This window comes from Mangrovibacillus cuniculi, from assembly GCF_015482585.1.
GTDB classification, from domain to species: Bacteria; Bacillota; Bacilli; order Bacillales; family R1DC41; genus Mangrovibacillus; species Mangrovibacillus cuniculi.
In genome coordinates, this window is sequence record NZ_CP049742.1 from 183802 (window position 1) to 204125 (window position 20324).

Here is a 20324-nt window from a genome sequence, read left to right on the forward strand (position 1 = left end):
GAGAGGAAGGGAAGGCGACAAAAGGGTTAAGTCGCCATATGGGGGAGGAAAAGAAGGCGACAAAGCGATTAAGTCGCCATGCGAGAGAGGAAGGGAAGGCGACAAAGGGGTTAAGCCGCCATATGGGAGAGGAAAGAAAGGCGACAAAGCGGTTAAGTCGCCATGTGGGAGAAGAAGGGAAGGCGACAAAAGGGTTAAGTCGCCATATGGGGGAGGAAAGGAAGGCGACAAAGCGATTAAGTCGCCATGCGAGAGAGGATGGGAAGGCGACAAAGGGGTTAAGCCGCCATGCGAGAGAGGAAATCAAGGGTACAAAAGCGCTTAAGCCGCCAGGGAGGAGAAGGCCCCCATGTACAAAGCGCTTAAGCCGCCAGACAAGAGAAGGAAACCTATCTACAAAAGCCCATACACCCCACCACCCCATCCCTCTCCTCAACAATCCCCCCACGACTTTTTCCTCAAATCCAAGTTCACCGGCTAAAAATCAAAAAAACTTCCATACTAAGGAAATAAACAGCTACGGAATATGCAATTGTGGGGAATATAATTGACAGTGAGAATCATATTCAATTAGAATCTAAATGAAAATAATTATCACTAATTCACGATTTCCATGATGGAGGATCAAAACATGACTCAACAACAGACGACCGCCTCGTCGGCTCTCTCTTATATACAAACGAACTTCCCAGAACTTGAATCAACATACTTAGCTAACGTAGAAAAGGCAAAGAAATCAGTTCTGCAACAACTGATGCAAGCTGTCGTAAGGGAACAATTAGTAGAGACTTCTTGGGGGATAAGCAGCTGACTGCATACTTAGGGCAGGATGTGGTGCTGGAGGTTCCAGTTCAACACGTGTATCAGTTACGTCAGTTCGATATAAAAGGTGACATTACCTTTATCACTAAGGAACAAAAAGAAACGGTCAAAGACCCTTGTCAACTAGTGGATTTGCTTGCACTTTCTCCAACTATTTTAGAGAAAGATGACTTGCAAGCTTTTAAATTAGAAGTGGAAAACAGTGTGTACAACTATGCGTTAGGTTTGACCAGTGTACCTATCAGGTTTGCGTCGTTACCAAAAGAAAACTCAGTATGGGAGTATGTAACGAATCAATCCACCAACTTTAGTCCGTTAACCTTCTTTGAACAGCTGGTGATTCAAGGTCACACCATTCATCCATGTTCCAGAACGAGATTAGGCATGGCAGCAGAAGCTGTTACGACCTATGCACCAGAATGGGGGTCGGATTTTGAGGTCCCTGTCGTTGCGGTTCATCAACGACATGTCCATGTGACCAACAAAGAGGGAGAAGGGATTACTGAATTACTGCTGAAAGATTACCCTTCCTTTCAAGCACAACTGAAGAAGCAATTAGGGGAAGAGTGGAAGCAGTACGAACTCATCCCTGTCCATCCCTGGCAATTAGAGAATACAATTATTCCAAGATACCAAAAAGAGATAACGGAAAAAGTGGTTGTGCCACTAGAAAAAATCAGCATCCCTATGTCCGCTTTGGTGTCGTTCCGTTCTCTTTCACCAACAGGTTCAAAACGTTTACACCATATTAAAACGGCTATTAATGTTCAGATGACAAGCGCGGTTCGAACGGTGTCAGCAGCTTCTACCATCAACGGCCCGAAGCTTTCCGTGATTCTCGAACAACTAGAGAGGGAAGCAAATGTTCAGTTTTTACAAGAAAAATCGGGAATTCACTTTATCCCTTCTGAACATCTCTCGGATACGGATAAGAATTTCTATGAGAAGAATCTTGCTTCCATCATTAGAGAAAATCCCGAAGCGAAGTTACATACCGGAGAGGTTGCCATGCCAGGTGTCTCCCTTCTTGCACCATCACCGTTCACAAACAAAATGGTCATAGAAGAGCTCATTCAAAGTCTTGCGGAAAAAGAAAATCTATCGCAAGAAGCGGCCACAAAAGCTTTCCTACAAAAATATGTAGATGTGGTGCTACCAGGAGTTCTCACGTTAATGACGAAGTTTGGCATTAGTCTAGAAGTCCACTTGCAGAATGCTGTTATCGTCTTTCAAGATAAACTGCCAAAACGACTACTCATCCGTGATAACGGTGGCGTTAGAATTATGCCTTCACGATTAGGTCAAGAAGTAGACATTGATAACAGAACAAACCTACTAACAGATGAAGCAAAAGATCTGCACGCCATTTTCTCTCATGCCGTCATTCACAATCACTTGGGTGAAATTATTGTGGCTTTGACAAGAAAAGGATTAAGTAAGGAAGAAACGCTCTGGAACATTGTCCGTACAAAGATAGAAGAGGTGTTTTCACGACTTCCACATGCAGAAATGGACCGAGAAGCCATCCTTGCTCCAACGACAACCATGAAAGCACTCGTGAAAATGAGACTTTCTGATGCATTTATGGATAATTTGTACGTTACATTACCGAATCCCTTACATCTGAAGGAGGTGAAACAACCATGAAGGCACTTCAACTTAAGAATCAAAACATGCTAAAAGAAGAACAAGAAGTGTATGAGTTTCTTCAGCAGAAAATGCCGGAGTATGCACCTCGTTACATTTCTCTGTTATCCAAAGGCCGAAAGGGTATATTGCATAAACTCGCATCTGGTATCCTCCGAGAAAATATAGATGATAGTTACCTTAACGCAGTTACTCGTAAAGGGACCAGTGAGACTTGGGGAGAAAGCCATCTACCTTCCTATTTCTTTACTTGGATCAAAACAATGCCTCTCAGTCACAATGGCACCTACAAAATTGTGGAGAGAGATGGTCGTTACTTTGTTTTCCAAATAGAAGGAGAGTTTGCCTACCAGCGAGTGCAGACGACAGGGGATATTCTCCTCGTCACAGAACACGGTGTTTCTGCGATAGATACGGCGTCTCAATTACTAGGTGAGTTCTACCAAAACAGCGCTTCTCCTGAAAATTTCGAAGGCTTCATCGTGGAGTTGGATAACGGAACTGCGAATGCTACGCTTTCCTACTTGTATGAAGAAATCTGGTCACATCAGGTTCGAGTAGAGGGGAAGGAGCGGAATGTGTGCAATCTGTGGGATTATATTCGTGAAAAACAGCTAGAAGATCCATCGTTCTCAACGGCTCTTTTCTTTGAACAATTAGCGGTAGAAGGCCACCATTTGCACCCTGGTGCCAAGACGAAAACAGGGCTTCGAGTAGATAATGTCTTTCGTTATTCACCTGAGTTTCACCAGACGTTTTCTGTTCGATTTGTTGCAGTACATCGAACGTTACTTCGTACTACAGAGGAAGGTGGATTCTTAGAAACAGTTCTTCCAAGTGTTCATGCAAAAGGAATGAGAGAGCTGCAGGATAGAGGGTTTGAAGCTAGTGAATATGATATCTTGCCAGTCCATCCATGGCAGTATAAGTTTGCGCTTGCCTCTATTTATGAAGAGGAAATCAGAAGAGAACAATTGTTATTTTTACCTAACGTAACTCTTAAAGCGAAGGCAACATCTTCATTCCGAACAGTGTATCCACTGGAAAAGTCAGCGCCAGGAATTAAACTCGCGGTAAACAGCCAAATGACGTCAACGGTTCGATCTATTTCCACGAACACGGCGTTAAATACGACGTCATTTTCAGCAATGATAGATGAGATAAAAAAGAGAGAACCACACTTAACAAGCTTTGTACCCATAAACGAGATTGCAGGTGCGGCATTTCCTTCTGGGGATAATTTGAAGAGCAGGAATCTCTCTGTCTTGTTAAGAGAAAGTATAGAAGATAAGTTGGAACCAGGAGAAATAGCGATAGCGGGTTCATCCTTGTACGCGAAGTCTCCATTTTCTACGAAAACAATCGTGCAAGAAATGGTGGATAGCTACAAGAAGGATGTTGTTGGATTCTTTGAAGACTACGTGGATAAGAGTTTAGCTGGATTTTTAACGCTGATGGTCAAGTATGGCGTGGCGTTAGAGGGGCATTTGCAAAACAGTGTACCTGTGATGAAAGACGGAGAAATTACGCGCTTTTTCTTCCGCGATTGGGGCGGTGCGAGAATTTACAAGCCGAGGCTAGAGAATCAGGGAGTTTCTATTTCCTTCGAAGAAAATTCGGTATCCATTACCAATAGTATACGAGACATGCATGATAAACTTTATTACACGGTGTTCCAAAACCATTATGGGGAGGTCATTCGTCAGCTCGTCCTGCATTACGACGTTTCGGAATTATCTTTATGGCAATTGGTCAAACAGAAATGTAAAGAGATCCTGTCGACATTAAGGGAAGAAGTTTGTGTGGAGGACGATTCGACGTTCATATTCCAACCAATCGTGCAACATAAATCGCTTACTACCATGAGATTGAAAGATGGAAAAGGCTATGAGTATAACGAAGTGCCAAATCCACTTTCTTGGGATGGCGTTTCAAATGAGTGACAAAACACTCCTTTGGAGGCAAGGATTTTCATTAAGAAAACGAAAAGAAAGCGTCTTTTATCGTTTTTTAACAGGGACGTTCATTGTGAGGACAACCGATTGGATGGATTTAACGATACTCAATTGGTTTGTCTTTCAGTGGACGGGTTCCCCGGTAGCGCTAGGAATTTTAAACGCTTGTCGTTTATTACCGACTCTGTTGATTAGCTTTCCTACAGGTGTGATGGCAGATCGTTTTGACCGCCAAAAGCTGTTAATTATCAGTAATATAGGTGTGTTTTGTTTCACGATGTTGCTCGCACTCATTGTTTTTTTACAATGGTCGATTAGTTGGTTATTCGTCTTGGTGGTCGGTCGATCGTTGTTTATGACATTAGAAGTTACGGTACGAAATGCTTTCTTATCCAACGTGGTTTCGAAAGAATTTTTACCAAAAGCAATATCCCTGCAAACGATGCTTATTAACGTATCCCGTATGATTGGACCTGCCATTGCAGGGTGGCTACTAGTTTTCACAGAGGTTTGGCTCTTATTTTTTATCGTCGCGTTTGGATCGCTGGTTGCTATCGCGTTCCTTGGGAAGTTGGAAATTACGACAGAGAAGCCTAAAGTCAGAAAGAGCTTAGAAAGCAAACAATGGCGAGAGACAATTGGGTATATCAAACAAAATCCGTTACTGCTTTCCATCCTCTTATTTGCTATAGCTCCTATGATTTTTGGTTTTCCATATACCACTATGCTCCCTCTTTTTGTAGATCAGTTGATGGGATTAGGGCCTAGTGGATTAGGCATTTTATTGTCTGTCTCTTCTTTGGGCGCTATTATTGCGACTGCGGTTTTAACCGTCACAACTCTTCCAAAGGGTCGCACGTTAGTGTTATCGGCACTTTGTTTTGGGGGATTTTTAATGATGTGGATGCTGGCTTCATCGAGTTATATTTTATCCCTAATCGCTATGGGAGCCATAGGATTCTTCAGCCAGCTATACCGTACCACGAGTCGTATTGCACTCCAACTTCAAACGAGTGACGAATGGAGAGGGAGAGTGCTGAGCATCGCCCTAATGGACCGAGCCTATATTCCACTTGGCGCTATAATCATCGGTTTTGTCGCGAGTCTTTTTGGTCCTGCAGCAGCAGGTTGGCTGATGGGAGTGGGCTGTGTCACAAGTGTCTTGTTAATTTTATGGAGAAGAAAAGAAATTTGGAGTATGTAAGGAGGAACGGACGTGCAAGAGATTGTGGATATCGTAACGAAGCACGCAAAGAAAGAACCAGCTTGTGCGTATGTGTATGACTTGAAATTCTTAAAAGCCCATGTGGAAAGGATGAAGGAAAGTCTACCTGCCAATTGTCAGCTATTTTACGCGATGAAGGCGAACCCGGACGACAAGATTATCCAGACACTATCCCCAGTAGTGGACGGTTTCGAGATTGCGTCACGTGGTGAGTTAGAAAGAGTTTCCTCCTATGTGAATAACCAAATTATCTTCGGTGGACCTGGAAAAAAAGACGAGGAAATCCGACAATTAATTCAAACAAACGTTTGTTTAATAAACGTCGAAAGTGTGCACGATCTGCATCGCATCGCCTATTTAGCAGAGCATGCAGGTACGCAAGCGCCCGTTATGTTGCGAGTTAACTTGAATCGAAACGTGTCGGAAAGCAAACTTAAAATGTCAGGTGTACCAACGCAATTTGGCATAGAAGAAGATGACATTCCACAAGTAATTGCGGAAGCATTAAGTCATCCTTCTTTGGAGTTGAAAGGTTTCCATTTCCACGCAATGTCCAATAATCTAGATGCACATGCACATATAAAATTTGTAGATCTCTGCCTGGAACTTTCTCACAAGTGGCAATGTGACTTCGCCATCTCTGCGCCAATTGTAGATGTTGGAGGAGGCATCGGTATTAATTACTGGAACCCAAGAGAAGCCTTTGACTGGGACCTTTTTGCTGACGGATTACGGGAAGTGGTGGAGCGACATGCGAGTTTAACGATAATTCTAGAGATCGGGCGTTTCATGACAGCGGAGTGTGGATTCTACGTGACGGAAGTGCTGGACGTAAAAGAAAACCACGGCGAAGTCTTCGTAGTCTTAAGGGGTGGAACTCACCACTTGCGTTTACCAGCAGCGTGGAAAATGAGTCACCCATTCGTGGCAATTCCTGTGGATAAATGGAGTTACCCATTTGAGAGGCCAGGAGTGCAAGGGCGAAAAGTGAACATAGTGGGCGAGTTATGCACACCGAACGACGTCTTGGTGCGCCAAGAGTCGGTGGAAGAAGTGCGAGCGGGTGATTTAATTGTATTCACCCACGCGGGAGCATACGCGTGGACCATCTCGCACCACGATTTCTTGAGTCACCCGTATCCGGAAGTGTTTTATTTGGAGTAGGGGGTTGGTGAGGAGAGTTTGGGGGGGCGGCGTAAGCGGTTAAGCCGGGGGTTTGGAGAATAAGAGAAGGCGACAAACGGGTTAAGTCGCCATGCTGGAGAGGAAGGGAAGGCGACAAACGGATTAAGTCGCCATGCTGGAGAGGAAGGGAAGGCGACAAACGGGTTAAGTCGCCATGCTGGAGAGGAAGGGAAGGCGACAAACGGATTAAGTCGCCATGCGGGAGAGGAAGGAAAGGCGACAAACGGGTTAAGTCGCCGTGCGGGAGAGGAAGATGAGGCGACAAACGAGGTAAGTCGCCATGCGGGAGAGGAAGAGAAGGCGACAAACGGGTTAAGTCGCCATCCTGGAGAGGAAGGGAAGGCGACAAAAGCGCTTAAGCCGCAGGTCAGGAGAGGTGTCGCCATGTACAAAAGCGCTTAAGCCGCAGGTCAGGAGAGGTGCCCCCATGTACAAAAGCGCTTAAGCCGCAGGTTAGGATAAGTGCCCCCATGTACAAAAGCGCTTAAGCCGCAGGTCAGTAGAGGCGTCGCCATGTACAAAAGCGCTTAAGCCGCAGGGAAGGAGAGGTGCCCCCATGTACAAAAGCGCTTAAGCCGCAGGGAAGGAGAGTTGTGCCCATGTACAAAAGCGCTTAAGCAGCAGGTTAGGATAAGTGCCCCCATGTACAAAAGCGCTTAAGCCGCAGGAAAGGAGAGGTGCCCCATGTACAAAAGCGCTTAAGCCGCAGGGAAGGAGAGGTGCCCCCATGTACAAAAGCGCTTAAGCCGCTGGAAAGGAGAGTTGCCCCCATGCACAAAAGCGCTTAAGCCGCAGGAAAGGAGAGTTGCCTCCATGCACAAAAGCGCTTAAGCCGCAGGAAAGGAGAGTTGCCTCCATGTACAAAAGCGCTTAAGCCGCAGGAAAGGAGAGTTGTCCCCATGCACAAAAGCGCTTAAGCCGCCGGTGAGGAGAGGTATCGCCATGCACAAAAGCGCTTAAGCCGCCGTTGGAAGTGAGGTACAAAAAAGAGACACACCAAGTGCGCCCCTCACCTCATCTCCAACAACGCCTTCGTCACATACTTGGACGGCCAATCTCTTAACAGTCCAAAAATAGGCGCCTCGTGCAAGCTGAGTCTTCTGATTTTGCTTGTTCCTTCTCCGTTTAATATCTTCACTAGCATTTGCGTAGGGACTTCTTCTTCATAGTCCTCCAAAAACTCCTTGATCTTTTCAGCGTCGCCACGCATTAACACCAAATCCTTCATCTGAAACACCACGTCCGTTGCTTTAGGCGCAGCTTCTTCCACAGCTTGTCCCCAGTTTTCTAGTAACATCTCCAGTTGGCTTTCCAATCCGTCCTGGACGAAGGTTTTCCACAACGCTACTTTTTTCAAGACGCGCATGTCTGGTATTTCCACACTTACTAGACTTAGAAGACTAGGCTCTACTGGCTCCAAAGGTAAATGTATGCTTAAAATCTCTTGATAGGCCTCCACTAGAGGATGGGATAACGCTTCGACCTGATGTTTAAAAAGGACTAGCTGTTCTAGCCTTTGTGATTGAGCGGTCAATGCCACCTTCAACTCATGCAAATCTCGAATCACACTTATCACTTTCGGGGTCTTCTCCGCCATGTCATTGAATTGACGCTCGATGGTTGCAATCCGCTTTGTCGCTTGTGCCAAGTCTACTTCTAGCGGCAATGTCACCTGACCTGTGGAAACATGGTAAGTAACCCCGTAATTACACGTTTCACAGCGACAGTGGATACTATCATTCTCCGCTTGCATCACGAGGTTTTTTTGGTGATCACACATCTTCCACTTCCATTCGTCAGGTACATGACGATATGGTCGCATGACGATTTCTACACGGTGCCGCCAGAATGCCACATCCTCTGGATAATGTAAAACGGATAATAAGGAGTTTTTGTTCATTTTTTCCACAGCTTCTACCACGCTGTTTTTTTCGTTCGCTAATTGAATGAAACCATGTGTAACATAAGCATCTTCTAATCTACGTATCCACTGTTCTTGACTTTGTTTATGAAGTTTTGCACAGAATAAATAATCAGCTACAATTTTGGAGAGATGGCGTTCTAATTCTTTTCCAGACAACGCAGAATAGTTCTGTGGATAAAAATATTCCTTCTCAATAGGAATTCCTCGTTGCAAGGAATGCTCTTTCCAAAGAAACGTTTCTGGTCGCAATAATTGTGGATATAATTCTTCCTCTTTGTAAACTGGGACTGGTAGATACAAACTTCCACCCAAAAAGTCCAGCAAGCTATCCACATCTTCTTGAGACATGTTGGCAAAGAGCGGTTCTACTATATGTTGCACGCGTGTTAACACAGCTCGTTCTTTTTATGTCCGATGGAACGGATAGATGGGTACTTTCGGCCAACGGGAACAAATTTTAGGGAATGATATGAGTCAAATGAGAAACTATAATCTTTAATAAGCATAGTCTGAACACCTCGATAGAATTCTATCGTTTTAGTATAGTTTACAGCGGTGCTATACTCCAATTTGAGTGTTCCATTGGGCAGTAACAACACTATCCATTGGCTGTATGCAAGGAGGAGGAATAAGATTTTCTCCTTGACTAGAAGAGGCTGGTCTTATACTTTAGAGAATAAGATTGCCAGGACAAGGAGGTTACCGATGGTGATGCTTATTCAGAAGGTGTTAAACAACAATGTGTTGATAGCATCCCACCCAGAATATAAAGAAGTCATTTTGACAGGAAAAGGTATTGGCTTTGGAAAAGAGGTTGGTGCAAGCATCTCTTTAGACCATGCCGAGCGTTTTTTTGTGTTAAAAGGACAAGAAGAACAAGAACAGTATAAACAATTGCTCGAACATGTCGACGAGCAGTTTATCGGGGTCATGAATGAGTGCATTGACCGTTTAGAAAAGCGATTTGGAGTGGAGCTTCACGAGCACATTCACGTTGGACTAACGGATCACTTATTTTATGCTATTAAGCGAATAAAACAAGGACTTGATATACGTAATCCATTCTTAAAAGAGACGGAGCTTGCCTACCCAAAAGAGTATGCTGCAGCACTGGAGATTGTAGAGTGGCTAAAAGAGAAATTACATGTGTCGATTCCAATTGGAGAAGTTGGCTTCATTACGCTCCATATTCATAGCGCACTGACAAACAGAGATATTTCGGAAATTAATCGCCATACACATTTAATTCTAGAAATGGTGCAAGTAATTGAAGAGTCTTTAAAGATTTCTATTGATCGTTCTGACATTAATTATCTGCGCTTGGTTAGACATTTTCATGCTTCAATCGAAAGGGTTATTAATGAGCAACATGAAAAAGATAACCAAGAAGTGCTTGCAAAGGTATTGCAAGGTGAATATCCCGTGTGCTATAATCTCGCATGGAAGTTAATAAAGATTATGCAACAAGAACTTCGCAAGCCTGTACCCGGCGTAGAGGCTGTTTATTTAACACTTCATCTGCAAAGGCTTTCAAAACAATGAAATAATAAATACACTTTTTTTCCGTGTTACTGGTAAAGCAGGCATGAGAGAAAGAAAGCATGTATCGAATCGGTAGATAAGGATGAAACTATCCTCATCACTGTTTTTGCATACACACTTTCTATACTCTCATGCCTTTTTGTATGGTTAAGAAGATTTCTTGTTGCAATAAAAAAAGGAGGAATAACACCATGTTTAAAAATTCATTTGGTGTCTTACAGCGTATCGGACGCGCACTAATGTTACCGGTTGCCTTACTACCGGCAGCAGGTATTCTACTTGCATTCGGTAACGCGATGCAAAATCCAGATTTAGTTGCTCGTCTTCCGTTCTTAGAAGCGGACTGGATTGTATTATTTGCTAGTGTTATGGAGGAAGCGGGAGGTATTGTTTTCTCTAACTTACCAATTCTATTCGCCATTGGGGTAGCCATTGGTTTAGCTGGTGGAGAAGGGGTAGCAGGTCTTGCTGCCATGATTGGTTACTTGATTATGAACGTAACCATGAGCGTAATTATGGGAATTACACCAGAAGATATTGGTGCGGACCCAGCTTATGCGAACGTTCTTGGTATACCAACGCTTCAAACAGGGGTATTCGGAGGTATTATCGCCGGTGCACTCGGGGCCTATATGTACAAGAAATTCTTTAACATTGAATTGCCATCTTACTTAGGATTCTTCGCAGGTAAGCGTTTCGTTCCAATTGCAACAGCTGCATCAGCTCTTGTATTAGGTATTGTTATGACATTTATTTGGCCTTACGTACAAGAAGGGTTAAACACATTCTCTCATTTCATGACAGAATCAAACCGTACGTTAGCAGCATTTATTTTCGGAGTAATTGAACGTGCTCTAATTCCATTTGGTTTACACCACATTTTCTACTCACCGTTCTGGTTTGAGTTTGGATCTTACACAAATGCAGCAGGCGAGTTAATCCGTGGAGATCAACCAATCTTTATGGAACAGATTAAAGATGGTGCAGAATTAACAGCTGGTACGTTCATGACTGGTAAATTCCCATTCATGATGTTTGGTTTACCAGCAGCAGCTTTAGCGATTTACCACACAGCACGTCCTGAAAACAAGAAAGTTGTTGCAGGTATCATGGGTTCTGCCGCTTTAACTTCTTTCTTAACAGGTATTACAGAACCACTTGAGTTCAGTTTCTTATTCGTAGCACCAGTTCTATTCGCAGTTCATACTGTATTTGCTGGTCTTTCATTTATGGTTATGCACATTCTTGATGTAAAAATCGGGATGACATTCTCTGGTGGGGTTATTGACTACTTACTATTTGGGGTACTACCGAATAGAACAGATTGGTGGTTAGTCATTCCAGTAGGTTTAGCATTCGCTGTTATTTACTACTTCGGTTTCCGTTTTGCGATTACGAAGTTTAACTTAATGACTCCTGGTCGTGAAGAAAAGTCTGAAGGAGACGACGAAGAAGGCGGAGAAGTTAGTGAGCTTCCATACGAAGTTCTTGCTGCACTTGGTGGTAGAGAAAACTTAACTTCTTTAGATGCATGTATCACTCGTCTTCGTGTAAGTGTAGACGACGTATCATCAGTTGATAAGGACAAGCTGAAAAAGCTTGGTGCTTCTGGTGTTATGCAAATTGATAAAAACATGCAAGTCATCTTCGGACCTCGTTCTGAAATCATAAAAGGTCAAATTGAAGATATTATTCGTGGAAAGACACCTGTAAAGAAAGATGTTCCAAAACAAACGGAAGCAGTCTCTTCAGCAGGGTTAGATGTGGCAGTTCCAATGGCAGGTAAGTTATTACCGTTAAGCGCTGTTCCAGATCAAATTTTCTCTCAAAAAATGATGGGTGATGGATTTGCGATTGAACCGACAGAAGGAACAGTTGTTTCTCCTGTGACAGGAACGATTGTTAACCTATTCCCAACAAAACATGCCATCGGTTTAGAAACAGCAGATGGAAAAGAAGTACTTGTTCACGTTGGTATTGATACAGTAAATCTTAAAGGTAAAGGCTTTGAAACACTTGTAGAGCAAGGCGATAAAGTGGAGCAAGGACAACCTTTACTAAAAGTGGATCTAGGTATCATTTCAGAAGAAGCAACTTCTATTATCACACCGATTATCTTTACAAACTTAACTCCAGAAGAGTCTGTTTCCATTAAAGAAGGAAACGTTCGTGAAGGGGAAAAAGGTCGAGTAGAGATTAAATAATGTAGTTTAGGGTAGAAATTAGTGTAAAAATGACTGCAGAGGGTTCCGCTACAGGGGGACGCATTCCGCAGGGCGGTGTCGAGCTCCTCGTCGCTGAAGTACGCTCCTGTGGGGTCGCGACTTACCGCTTTTATCCCGCTGGAGTCGCCCCCTTCCGCTCCAATCCCTAAAAACGTGTACAGTAAGCATTTTATCTGCAGAAATTTTGTTTCTAAAAATTCACCTTACACACTTAATAGTTATAAAAACAGATGCATTCAACTTAAGAATGCATCTGTTTTTTATTACAGGACATATATAACTCCACCTTGATTTAACATTTCTATGTATAAGAAGTTAAGATACAATAAAGAGAGCGATGAATAGAAAGGATGTACGACATGAAGAATATTCAATGGAAACCTGTACTTATCTATGCTTTTTTCTGGTCTTTAGGTATTGGAGCGGCAATTCAAATCATACTTACTGGGTTACCAGATGCTGACGGAGGTAGTGAGGCGTTTACCGCTTTTGCGCTAGAATTATTTATCACGACCGCGATCGTATTTCCGTTTGGTATCGGAGCTGGCATTCTTGTTAGAAAAAATAAAGAGTTAAGAAAGTCTATCCAAGAGAATAAGTAAACTATTTGTTCTTCGCTAACATCAATGCTATATTATCCTGAATAGAATGGATTCTAAAGAGTGTTAAAGGAGAACAACATGGAGACACTATGGGAGCAAGCTGCGGAATCTTTAGCGAAGGTGAAAGTTAACTCCAATGTAAATAATGAGCCAGTAACGATTTCTGAAGTTCCTTCCACGCTAAATTGTGTTGGGCTTGGAACAGATGCTGCTGTCTTTCAACATAAAGAAGTTCCTAACTATGTATACAAACTATTTGCAGACGAAAAGAAACATAAAGTGGAGATTGAAAAAGAAGTATATGAAAAGCTTGGACCTTCCGAATATTTCCCTACCTTTTATGCTGCGATGGATCATTGTCTTGTCCTTAGTCATGAAGAAGGGAAAACTTTGTATGACTGTATCGTAGAAGGAATTCATATCCCAGAGCAAGTCGTATTAGATGTGGAACGTGCTAGGGAACACGTAAGACAACGAGGTCTTAATCCAAGAGATATTCACTTGAAAAATATCATTCTTCAAAACGGACGTGGAAAAATTATTGATGTGTCCGAATACGTAAAACCAGGCAATGATTTTCGTTGGGAGCATTTAAAAAAAGGATATGAAGAATACTATCATTTCTTTGATGGAAAACCCGTACCACTATGGATTGTGGAAACGGTGCGTAAAGCGTATAACCAATGGAATAAACATTTCTCGTAGATCAGCTGTTCGAAAAGCATAAAGAATCGCTTTTTGAACAGCTTATTTTTTGACCAAACCAAAAAAGGAGCATGCAGAATGAAACTTTTCCAGAATACATATAAAACATTGCCAGCCACTTTCTATCAAGAACAACTACCCACACCAGTCTCTCAACCCAATCTTATCCTTTACAATAAAAAATTAGCCCAAAAGCTAGGCATTCCAAAAGAGTTAGAAGACGCACAAATTTTGTCTGGTAACAAAATAGTGAAAGGCAGTACTCCCATCGCACAAGCATATGCGGGTCATCAATTTGGACACTTTACGATGCTTGGAGATGGACGAGCAATTTTACTTGGTGAGTTTGAAACGGAACAGGGAACCCTAGTAGACCTGCAGTTGAAAGGCCCCGGAAGAACCCCTTACTCAAGAGGAGGAGATGGGCGTGCGGCGCTTGGACCGATGCTTCGGGAATATATTATCAGTGAAGCGATGCATGGTCTAGGAATACCAACGACGAGAAGTCTTGCGGTGGTGGAGACGGGAGACCCAGTTTATCGTGAAATCCAGCTAGAAGGAGCGATTCTAACTAGAGTCGCGGACAGTCATATTCGAGTCGGCACGTTTCAATATGCATCACGATTTGCGAGTGTCGATGAATTAAAAAAACTAGCAGACTATACGATTGACCGTCACTATCCAGAATTAGCGGAAGCAGACCAACCTTATCTAGAGCTGTTAGGTAAAGTCATGGAGAAGCAAATCGACTTAGTGACCAAGTGGCAGATGGTTGGATTTATTCACGGAGTTATGAATACAGACAATATGACCATCAGTGGTCAGACGATCGATTATGGTCCATGTGCGTTTATGAACGTTTACGACCCTGACACAGTATTCAGTTCTATCGATCATCAAGGTCGCTATGCCTATGGGAATCAAGGACCGATAGCTGGATGGAACTTAGCAAGATTGGCGGAAGCACTGATTCCGTTGTTGCACGAAGACGAGCAAAAAGGCTTGGAGCTAGCTCAGGAGCAATTGTATCGTTTCCCAAAGTTGTATGAAGAAACTTGGTTAGCGGGGATGAAAAAGAAGTTGGGACTACTTGGTGAGCAAGAAGGTGATGAAGCACTAGTAAACGAACTTCTTTCGGTGATGAAAGATCAAAAGCTGGATTTCACCAACACGTTCCGAGCGTTGACGTTAGGTCAGGAGGATGACTTGCTGGTATATCCTATGTTCTCGTCGTGGTATCAAAAGTGGAAAAAGAGAGTGGACGACCAACCGGCAGATGTGAAAGAGCAGTCGAAACAAGTAATGAAGCAACACAATCCGCATGTCATCCCACGTAATCATTTGGTGGAAGAAACGATAGAAGAAGCCGTGGAGCATGGGGATTATGGAAAAGTGGAGAAACTAATTGAGATAATGCAAACCCCTTATGAATGGAAGTCATGTGAGATTTATTATACGAATGTTCCAGGAGAGGTAGATAAAGGTTACCAAACGTTTTGTGGGACTTGAATAATGAGAAAGGGACTGTCGGGAATAATCGACAGTCCCTTTTTCATTCGTTTTTACGCAAAACTAGCTCCATACCTACTTTCATGAGTGCTTGATCAAACGTTTGATTAATTTTATTGTCGGAATTTAGGCAAGAGGGGATTAGGTTGGTGATTTGGTAAAGCAAAAGCAAGAGAGCAAGGCGGCAAACGGCTTAAGTCGCCAAAGAGAGGAAGAGAGCAAGGCGGCAAACGGCTGAAGTCGCCAGGAGGAGCAAGAGAGTAAGGCGGCAAACGGTTTAAGTCGCCAGAGAGATCAAGAGAGCAAGGCGACAAACGGTTTAAGTCGCCAGAGAGATCAAGAGAGCAAGGCGACAAACGGCTTAAGTCGCCAGGAGGAGCAAGAGTACAAGGCGACAAACGGCTTAAGTCGCCAGGAAGAGCAAGAGAGCAAGGCGACAAACGGCTTAAGTCGCCAGGAAGAGCAAGAGTACAAGGCGACAAACGGCTTAAGTCGCCAAAGAGAGCAAGAGAGCAAGGCGACAAACGGCTTAAGTCGCCAGGAAGAGCAAGAGAGCAAGGCGACAAACGGCTTAAGTCGCCAGGAAGAGCAAGAGTACAAGGCGACAAACGGCTTAAGTCGCCAGGAGGAGCAAGTGTACAAGGCAACAAACGGCTTAAGTCGCTAGAGAGAGCAAGAGAGCAAGTCGGCAAACGGCTTAAGTCGCCAGGAGGAGCAAGAGAGCAAGTCGGCAAACGGCTTAAGTCGCCAGGAGGAACAAGAGTACAAGGTGGCAAGTCGTCAAAGCCGCAGAGAAGCGGAAGCAAGAGAAGGTACAAAAGCGCTTAAGCCGCATGGAAAAGGAAGAGCGCCATGCGGCAAGTCGTCAAAGTCGGGGAGAAGTGGAAGCAAGAAAGGGTACAAAAGCGCTTAAGCCGCAAGGAAAAGGAAGATCCCCATGCTGCAAGTCGGCAAAGCCGCCGAGAAGTGGAAGCAAGAAAGTGTACAAAAGCGCTTAAGCCGCAAGGAAAAGGAAGATCCCCATGCTGCAAGTCGGCAAAGCCGCCGAGAAGTGGAAGCAAGAAAGTGTACAAAAGCGCTTAAGCCGCAAGGAAAAGCAAGATCTCCATGCGGCAAGTCGTCAAAGCCGCCGAGAAGCGGAAGCAAGAAAGTGTACAAAAGCGCTTAAGCCGCAAGGAAAAGCAAGATCCCCATGCGGCAAGTCGTCAAAGCCGCCGAGAAGCGGAAGCAGGAAAGGGTACAAAAGCGCTTAAGCCGCCAGGAAAAGCAAGATCCCCATGCGGCAAGTCGGCAAAGCCGCCGAGAAGCGGAAGCAAGAAAGGGTACAAAAGCGCTTAAGCCGCAAGGAAAAGCAAGATCTCCATGCGGCAAGTCGTCAAAGCCGCAGAGAAGCGGAAGCAAGAAAGGGTACAAAAGCGCTTAAGCCGCCTCACTCTTTCCCACGCTTCGCCAAATAAATCCACATTCCAATAAATACGCCAAGAGATAGGATCAAAAACAACGGTAAGGACAAAAGCTGTTGGATCATACTGTAGACCTCTATAAAACTACATATAGTAGACATTAAACAAACGTTTGTTTAATTTTATTGTCAAATTTTCTGTCAATAATTCCAGTATTTAGTTGTTAAATTCTTAAATAATCTTCTTGCAAAAAGAATTAGGTCTTTCGTATTGAGGGGGACGTATGAAATAATAGTAATTAGTATGGGATAAGCTGATACGGAAGTAAATCCCTAGTAAATTAGTAATAAAAAAGGTGAAAACCTAGTTACTAATCAATTGGTAATCTATTTATAATTAACTAAAGTAACCGATATAAGTAAGGAATAGTGCTCTTAAGGAAGAGGATAGTTATGGATTACATTACGAGAGATCTATTAGGCAAACAATTATCAGTGGATATTTTTTCTGTCCACGGGATGTTATTGCTGAAAAAGGGTGTACGAATCGAAGAAAGTCATCTCGAGAATCTCCAGAAGCATCAGTATTACTTCGATAAAAGTTTTATTGTAGATGAAAGTTCACCAAAGTATGTCACGGAAAAGATGTATGGCGAAGTGAATAAAGCAGTCGAGGCTTCCTTTCAACAATTTAAGATTCGTCCGCAGTCTACCGTTAAGAATTTAACCAATACGTTTACTCCTTTTATCAATTCTATTATGGAATCTACTCATTTTGGGAGATTTGTTGATGATGTCAGACAATATGATAACTATACGTATCTTCATAGTATGAATGTTGGTATTTATAGTGTTGTCATAGGTAAGATTTTGAATTTGTCAGAAGAAGAAGTTCGTCTTTTGGGACTGACGGGATTATTTCATGATGTTGGTAAACTATTCATTGATAAGAATATAATAAATAAAAGTGGGAAATTGACAGAAGATGAATGGGATAAAATGAAACAGCATCCTATGTTGGGTTACAATTTCTTAAAGGGTAATGCACAATTGCACAAGTTTGTGTTGCAAGGCACTTTACTTCATCATGAAAAGCTAGATGGCTCTGGATACCCTTTAGGAATCACGAAAGAAAAGATCCCGTTTTTAGTTCAGATTATAACAGTAGCAGATATCTATGATGCGCTTTATTCAACTAGAAGTTATCGGAAGAGAATGAACTTGTATGTAGCGTTGAAAATTCTATTAGATGAAGCAAGAGATGGAAAGCTAAATCTTGCTATCGTTATTCCATTTCTATACTATATTATGTCTGGAAAAAATGGACAACAAGTCACGCTAAACACAGGGGAATTAGCGGAAATTGTATTTGTTCATCCAAATGAGCCACTACAACCAATTGTAAGAATTGGAGAATCGTATATCGATATTTCGAAGCAAAGCAATTATCAAATCGTTTCTATAATAGAGATGGAGAGTCAATCCGAGAAAAAACTACCTGAATGAGGTAGTTTTTTTATTTTATGGGAAAGAAGTAAGATTACGCAATATTGAACCAAATTTATCATGAAATATTACTGTGACTTCATGAAACGATAACATCATTGTCATGCTTTCTTAGTACCTGCTTTAAATTAAGTATTTATGATAAAGGTAATTCCAATGAAGGAGGCGTTACCTTTGAGTAAGAATAATGAACCTACTTTTGATAAGAAAGAATACGATCAGTCCAAAAGATCTTTTTTAAAATACTTTCTAGCTGGATCAGCAGTGGTGGCTATGGAAACGAGTGGGTTAACAAAACTATCTTCATTTGTTTCTTCCGCACAAGCAGCAACAGCAGTATCTCCTTTTGTGGCATCTAAACCTGTTGGAGAAGGGTTCCCTCAATCTATTGCATCTGGAGATCCTACTTCTTCTGGAATCATGCTTTGGTCTAGAGTAGAGCCTACAGCAGAACCTGGACTTTCAAATAGAGAGTTTACAAGTGATGTAATCTATTGGTTAGAAAACCAACAAGCACAAAACGATGCAACACTTGAGTCAGCAATATCAGAAGGAAAATTCATTATGTTTGAAGTGAGTAAACAACAAGATTTCTCTTCTACAGAAATCCGAGGATTTACGCCAATCTGGAAAGACCATGACCATGTTGTACGACTTGATTTAGATGGAAAGCTATCCGCTAATCAACAGTATTACTACCGTTTCATTACGAAATCAGGTTTAGTGAGTAAAACAGGTAAATTCAAAACGTTACCAACTGAGAATTCAGATGTAGCAAGTGCTACTATCGGATATGTTAGTTGCCAAGATTATACGAATGGCTATTTTACTGCACTTGGACATATGGCGGATGAGGAAATGGACTTTTTCCTTCATCTTGGGGACTACATTTACGAGTCTGTGGGAGATGCTGCTTATCAAGGAGATTTAGCAGATCGTCAAATTACCCTTCCAAGTGGACAAACAAAAGCTATTAGATTAGATGATTATCGCAAATTGTATCAAACATATCGAAAAGATAAAGATCTGCAAAAGCTTCATGAACGACATGCGATGGTTGGGATCTGGGATGATCATGAGTTTGCCAACGACACTTATTATCCAGCCGTTGCGCCAGATGATAACCCAGAATCAGATCCATATCGTCGACTAGTGGCGAATCAAGTTTGGTTCGAATATATGCCAGCAAGAGTACCTTACAACCCAAATGGGACTTTTGAAGATTCCGTTAAAATCTATCGTACTGTGACAATCGGAAACCTTGCTTCCATTGTTATGACAGATGAAAGGTTATATCGTAGTGCGCATCCTTGTGGGCAAGAGACATTAGATCGCTACCTAACTAGAGGTTGTGAAAATATTAATGCTTCTAATCGCTCCATGCTTGGAACGACGCAACGCGATTGGTTCTTAAACGAAATTAAAAGTTCTAATAAAACGTGGAAAGTATGGGGGAATGAAGTACAAGTTACCCAACTAAAAGCATTAACCAATTTCCTTAACTTGGATGCTTGGGATGGATATGCTTATGAGCGTAAACTAATTGCAGACACCTTAAAAAACAACAATATTAAGAATTTCCTTGCACTTACAGGAGACTTCCACACATTTGAAGCTTCCTACATTCAAGATGAGTACAAGCTGTTTGGAGAAAAACTTGGTGTAGAGCTAATGGTAGGATCGGTAACTTCCACTAATTTACGTGAAACGTTCCGAAATGTTATCAATCAAACACCAGATTTCTCAAGTCCTATTCCTATGAGTGCAGCAAGTGAGCTTGTAAATAAACTAAAAACGAGATTGACAGATGCAAGTACCTTTACAGCAGAACTTCTTTTTAAAGAATTACAAAATATTGTAAAAGTAGAAAACCCATGGATTGAGCTATTCGATAGTACGACGCATGGGTATGCTTTATTACAGCTTTCGAAGACAAACGCAAAATGGACTGCTTATGCAGTAGATAATATTGAAAAACCATCATCCACAAAGTCATTGCTATGGCAATGTGAAGTACCAAACGGTAAAGCGAAAATTAACGTATTAGAAGGAAGTATTTTCTAAGGAGGAGATTA

General features: G+C 42.4%; 13 protein-coding genes. 12 read left to right on the forward strand and 1 reads right to left on the reverse strand.

Translation table 11 applies throughout. The features are described 5' to 3' along the window. Positions 1-631: 631 nt before the first annotated feature. From G8O30_RS00935 to G8O30_RS00955, 5 genes are read left to right on the forward strand one after another with little or no spacing between them, the layout of a single operon-like run. Positions 632-811: a hypothetical protein gene (locus tag G8O30_RS00935; protein WP_239673145.1), complete on the forward strand. Its 180-nt coding sequence runs from the start codon at positions 632-634 to the stop codon at positions 809-811. After that, positions 793-2469, forward strand: a complete 1677-nt coding sequence (locus G8O30_RS00940; RefSeq protein WP_239673146.1) for an IucA/IucC family protein — start codon at positions 793-795, stop codon at positions 2467-2469. The genes G8O30_RS00935 and G8O30_RS00940 overlap by 19 nt, the downstream gene beginning before the upstream one ends. Further along, on the forward strand, positions 2466-4412 hold the full coding sequence (locus tag G8O30_RS00945) for an IucA/IucC family protein (RefSeq protein ID WP_239673147.1): 1947 nt from the start codon (positions 2466-2468) through the stop codon (positions 4410-4412). Before G8O30_RS00940 ends, G8O30_RS00945 begins: the two co-directional genes overlap by 4 nt. Then, positions 4405-5628, forward strand: coding sequence for an MFS transporter (locus G8O30_RS00950; protein ID WP_239673148.1), 1224 nt, complete (start codon positions 4405-4407; stop codon positions 5626-5628). Before G8O30_RS00945 ends, G8O30_RS00950 begins: the two co-directional genes overlap by 8 nt. A 12-nt stretch (positions 5629-5640) precedes the next feature. Further along, positions 5641-6813, forward strand: coding sequence for a type III PLP-dependent enzyme (locus tag G8O30_RS00955; protein ID WP_239673149.1), 1173 nt, complete (start codon positions 5641-5643; stop codon positions 6811-6813). 1030 nt (positions 6814-7843) lie between these two features. Here the strand turns inward: G8O30_RS00955 and G8O30_RS00960 are convergent. Continuing rightward, complete coding sequence (locus G8O30_RS00960; RefSeq protein ID WP_239673150.1) at positions 7844-9151, reverse strand: RQC-minor-2 family DNA-binding protein; 1308 nt, start codon at positions 9149-9151, stop codon at positions 7844-7846. 318 nt (positions 9152-9469) lie between these two features. Here G8O30_RS00960 and glcT point away from each other — a divergent pair, with 318 nt between their 5' ends. The 7 genes from glcT (at position 9470) to G8O30_RS00995 (ending at position 20313) form a co-directional block, all read left to right on the forward strand. After that, a complete protein-coding gene (gene glcT / locus G8O30_RS00965) occupies positions 9470-10300 on the forward strand; it encodes a glucose PTS transporter transcription antiterminator GlcT (RefSeq protein ID WP_239674458.1) in 831 nt (276 codons plus the stop codon). A gap of 191 nt (positions 10301-10491) precedes the next feature. Further along, complete coding sequence (gene ptsG, locus G8O30_RS00970) at positions 10492-12504, forward strand: glucose-specific PTS transporter subunit IIBC (RefSeq protein ID WP_239673151.1); 2013 nt, start codon at positions 10492-10494, stop codon at positions 12502-12504. A 380-nt stretch (positions 12505-12884) separates the two neighbouring features. Beyond that, the gene (locus G8O30_RS00975; RefSeq protein ID WP_239673152.1) at positions 12885-13127 is read left to right on the forward strand and encodes a hypothetical protein; all 243 of its coding nucleotides are present in this window, start codon (positions 12885-12887) and stop codon (positions 13125-13127) included. Between the two features lie 78 nt (positions 13128-13205). Further along, positions 13206-13832, forward strand: coding sequence for a serine/threonine protein kinase (locus tag G8O30_RS00980; RefSeq protein WP_239673153.1), 627 nt, complete (start codon positions 13206-13208; stop codon positions 13830-13832). Positions 13833-13910: 78 nt separating this feature from the next. Next, complete coding sequence (locus G8O30_RS00985) at positions 13911-15341, forward strand: protein adenylyltransferase SelO (RefSeq protein WP_239673154.1); 1431 nt, start codon at positions 13911-13913, stop codon at positions 15339-15341. Positions 15342-17196: 1855 nt separating this feature from the next. Next, positions 17197-18249 carry an HD-GYP domain-containing protein gene (locus G8O30_RS00990; RefSeq protein ID WP_239673155.1) on the forward strand — a complete coding sequence of 351 codons (1053 nt, stop codon included), beginning with the start codon at positions 17197-17199 and terminating at the stop codon, positions 18247-18249. A 174-nt stretch (positions 18250-18423) separates the two neighbouring features. Next, entirely contained in the window at positions 18424-20313 is a 1890-nt protein-coding gene (locus G8O30_RS00995) for an alkaline phosphatase D family protein (protein ID WP_239673156.1), read from the forward strand. The last annotated feature ends 11 nt before the right edge of the window (positions 20314-20324 follow it).

Excerpts from the sequence above, each read along its gene's own strand:
- G8O30_RS00980 (WP_239673153.1), top strand. The coding sequence starts at position 13,206 with ATGGAGACACTATGGGAGCAAGCTGCGGAATCTTTAGCGAAGGTGAAA.
- G8O30_RS00945 (WP_239673147.1), top strand. The coding sequence starts at position 2,466 with ATGAAGGCACTTCAACTTAAGAATCAAAACATGCTAAAAGAAGAACAA.
- G8O30_RS00975 (WP_239673152.1), top strand. The coding sequence starts at position 12,885 with ATGAAGAATATTCAATGGAAACCTGTACTTATCTATGCTTTTTTCTGG.
- G8O30_RS00935 (WP_239673145.1), top strand. The coding sequence starts at position 632 with ATGACTCAACAACAGACGACCGCCTCGTCGGCTCTCTCTTATATACAA.
- ptsG (WP_239673151.1), top strand. The coding sequence starts at position 10,492 with ATGTTTAAAAATTCATTTGGTGTCTTACAGCGTATCGGACGCGCACTA.
- glcT (WP_239674458.1), top strand. The coding sequence starts at position 9,470 with ATGCTTATTCAGAAGGTGTTAAACAACAATGTGTTGATAGCATCCCAC.
- G8O30_RS00985 (WP_239673154.1), top strand. The coding sequence starts at position 13,911 with ATGAAACTTTTCCAGAATACATATAAAACATTGCCAGCCACTTTCTAT.
- G8O30_RS00990 (WP_239673155.1), top strand. The coding sequence starts at position 17,197 with ATGGATTACATTACGAGAGATCTATTAGGCAAACAATTATCAGTGGAT.
- G8O30_RS00950 (WP_239673148.1), top strand. The coding sequence starts at position 4,405 with ATGAGTGACAAAACACTCCTTTGGAGGCAAGGATTTTCATTAAGAAAA.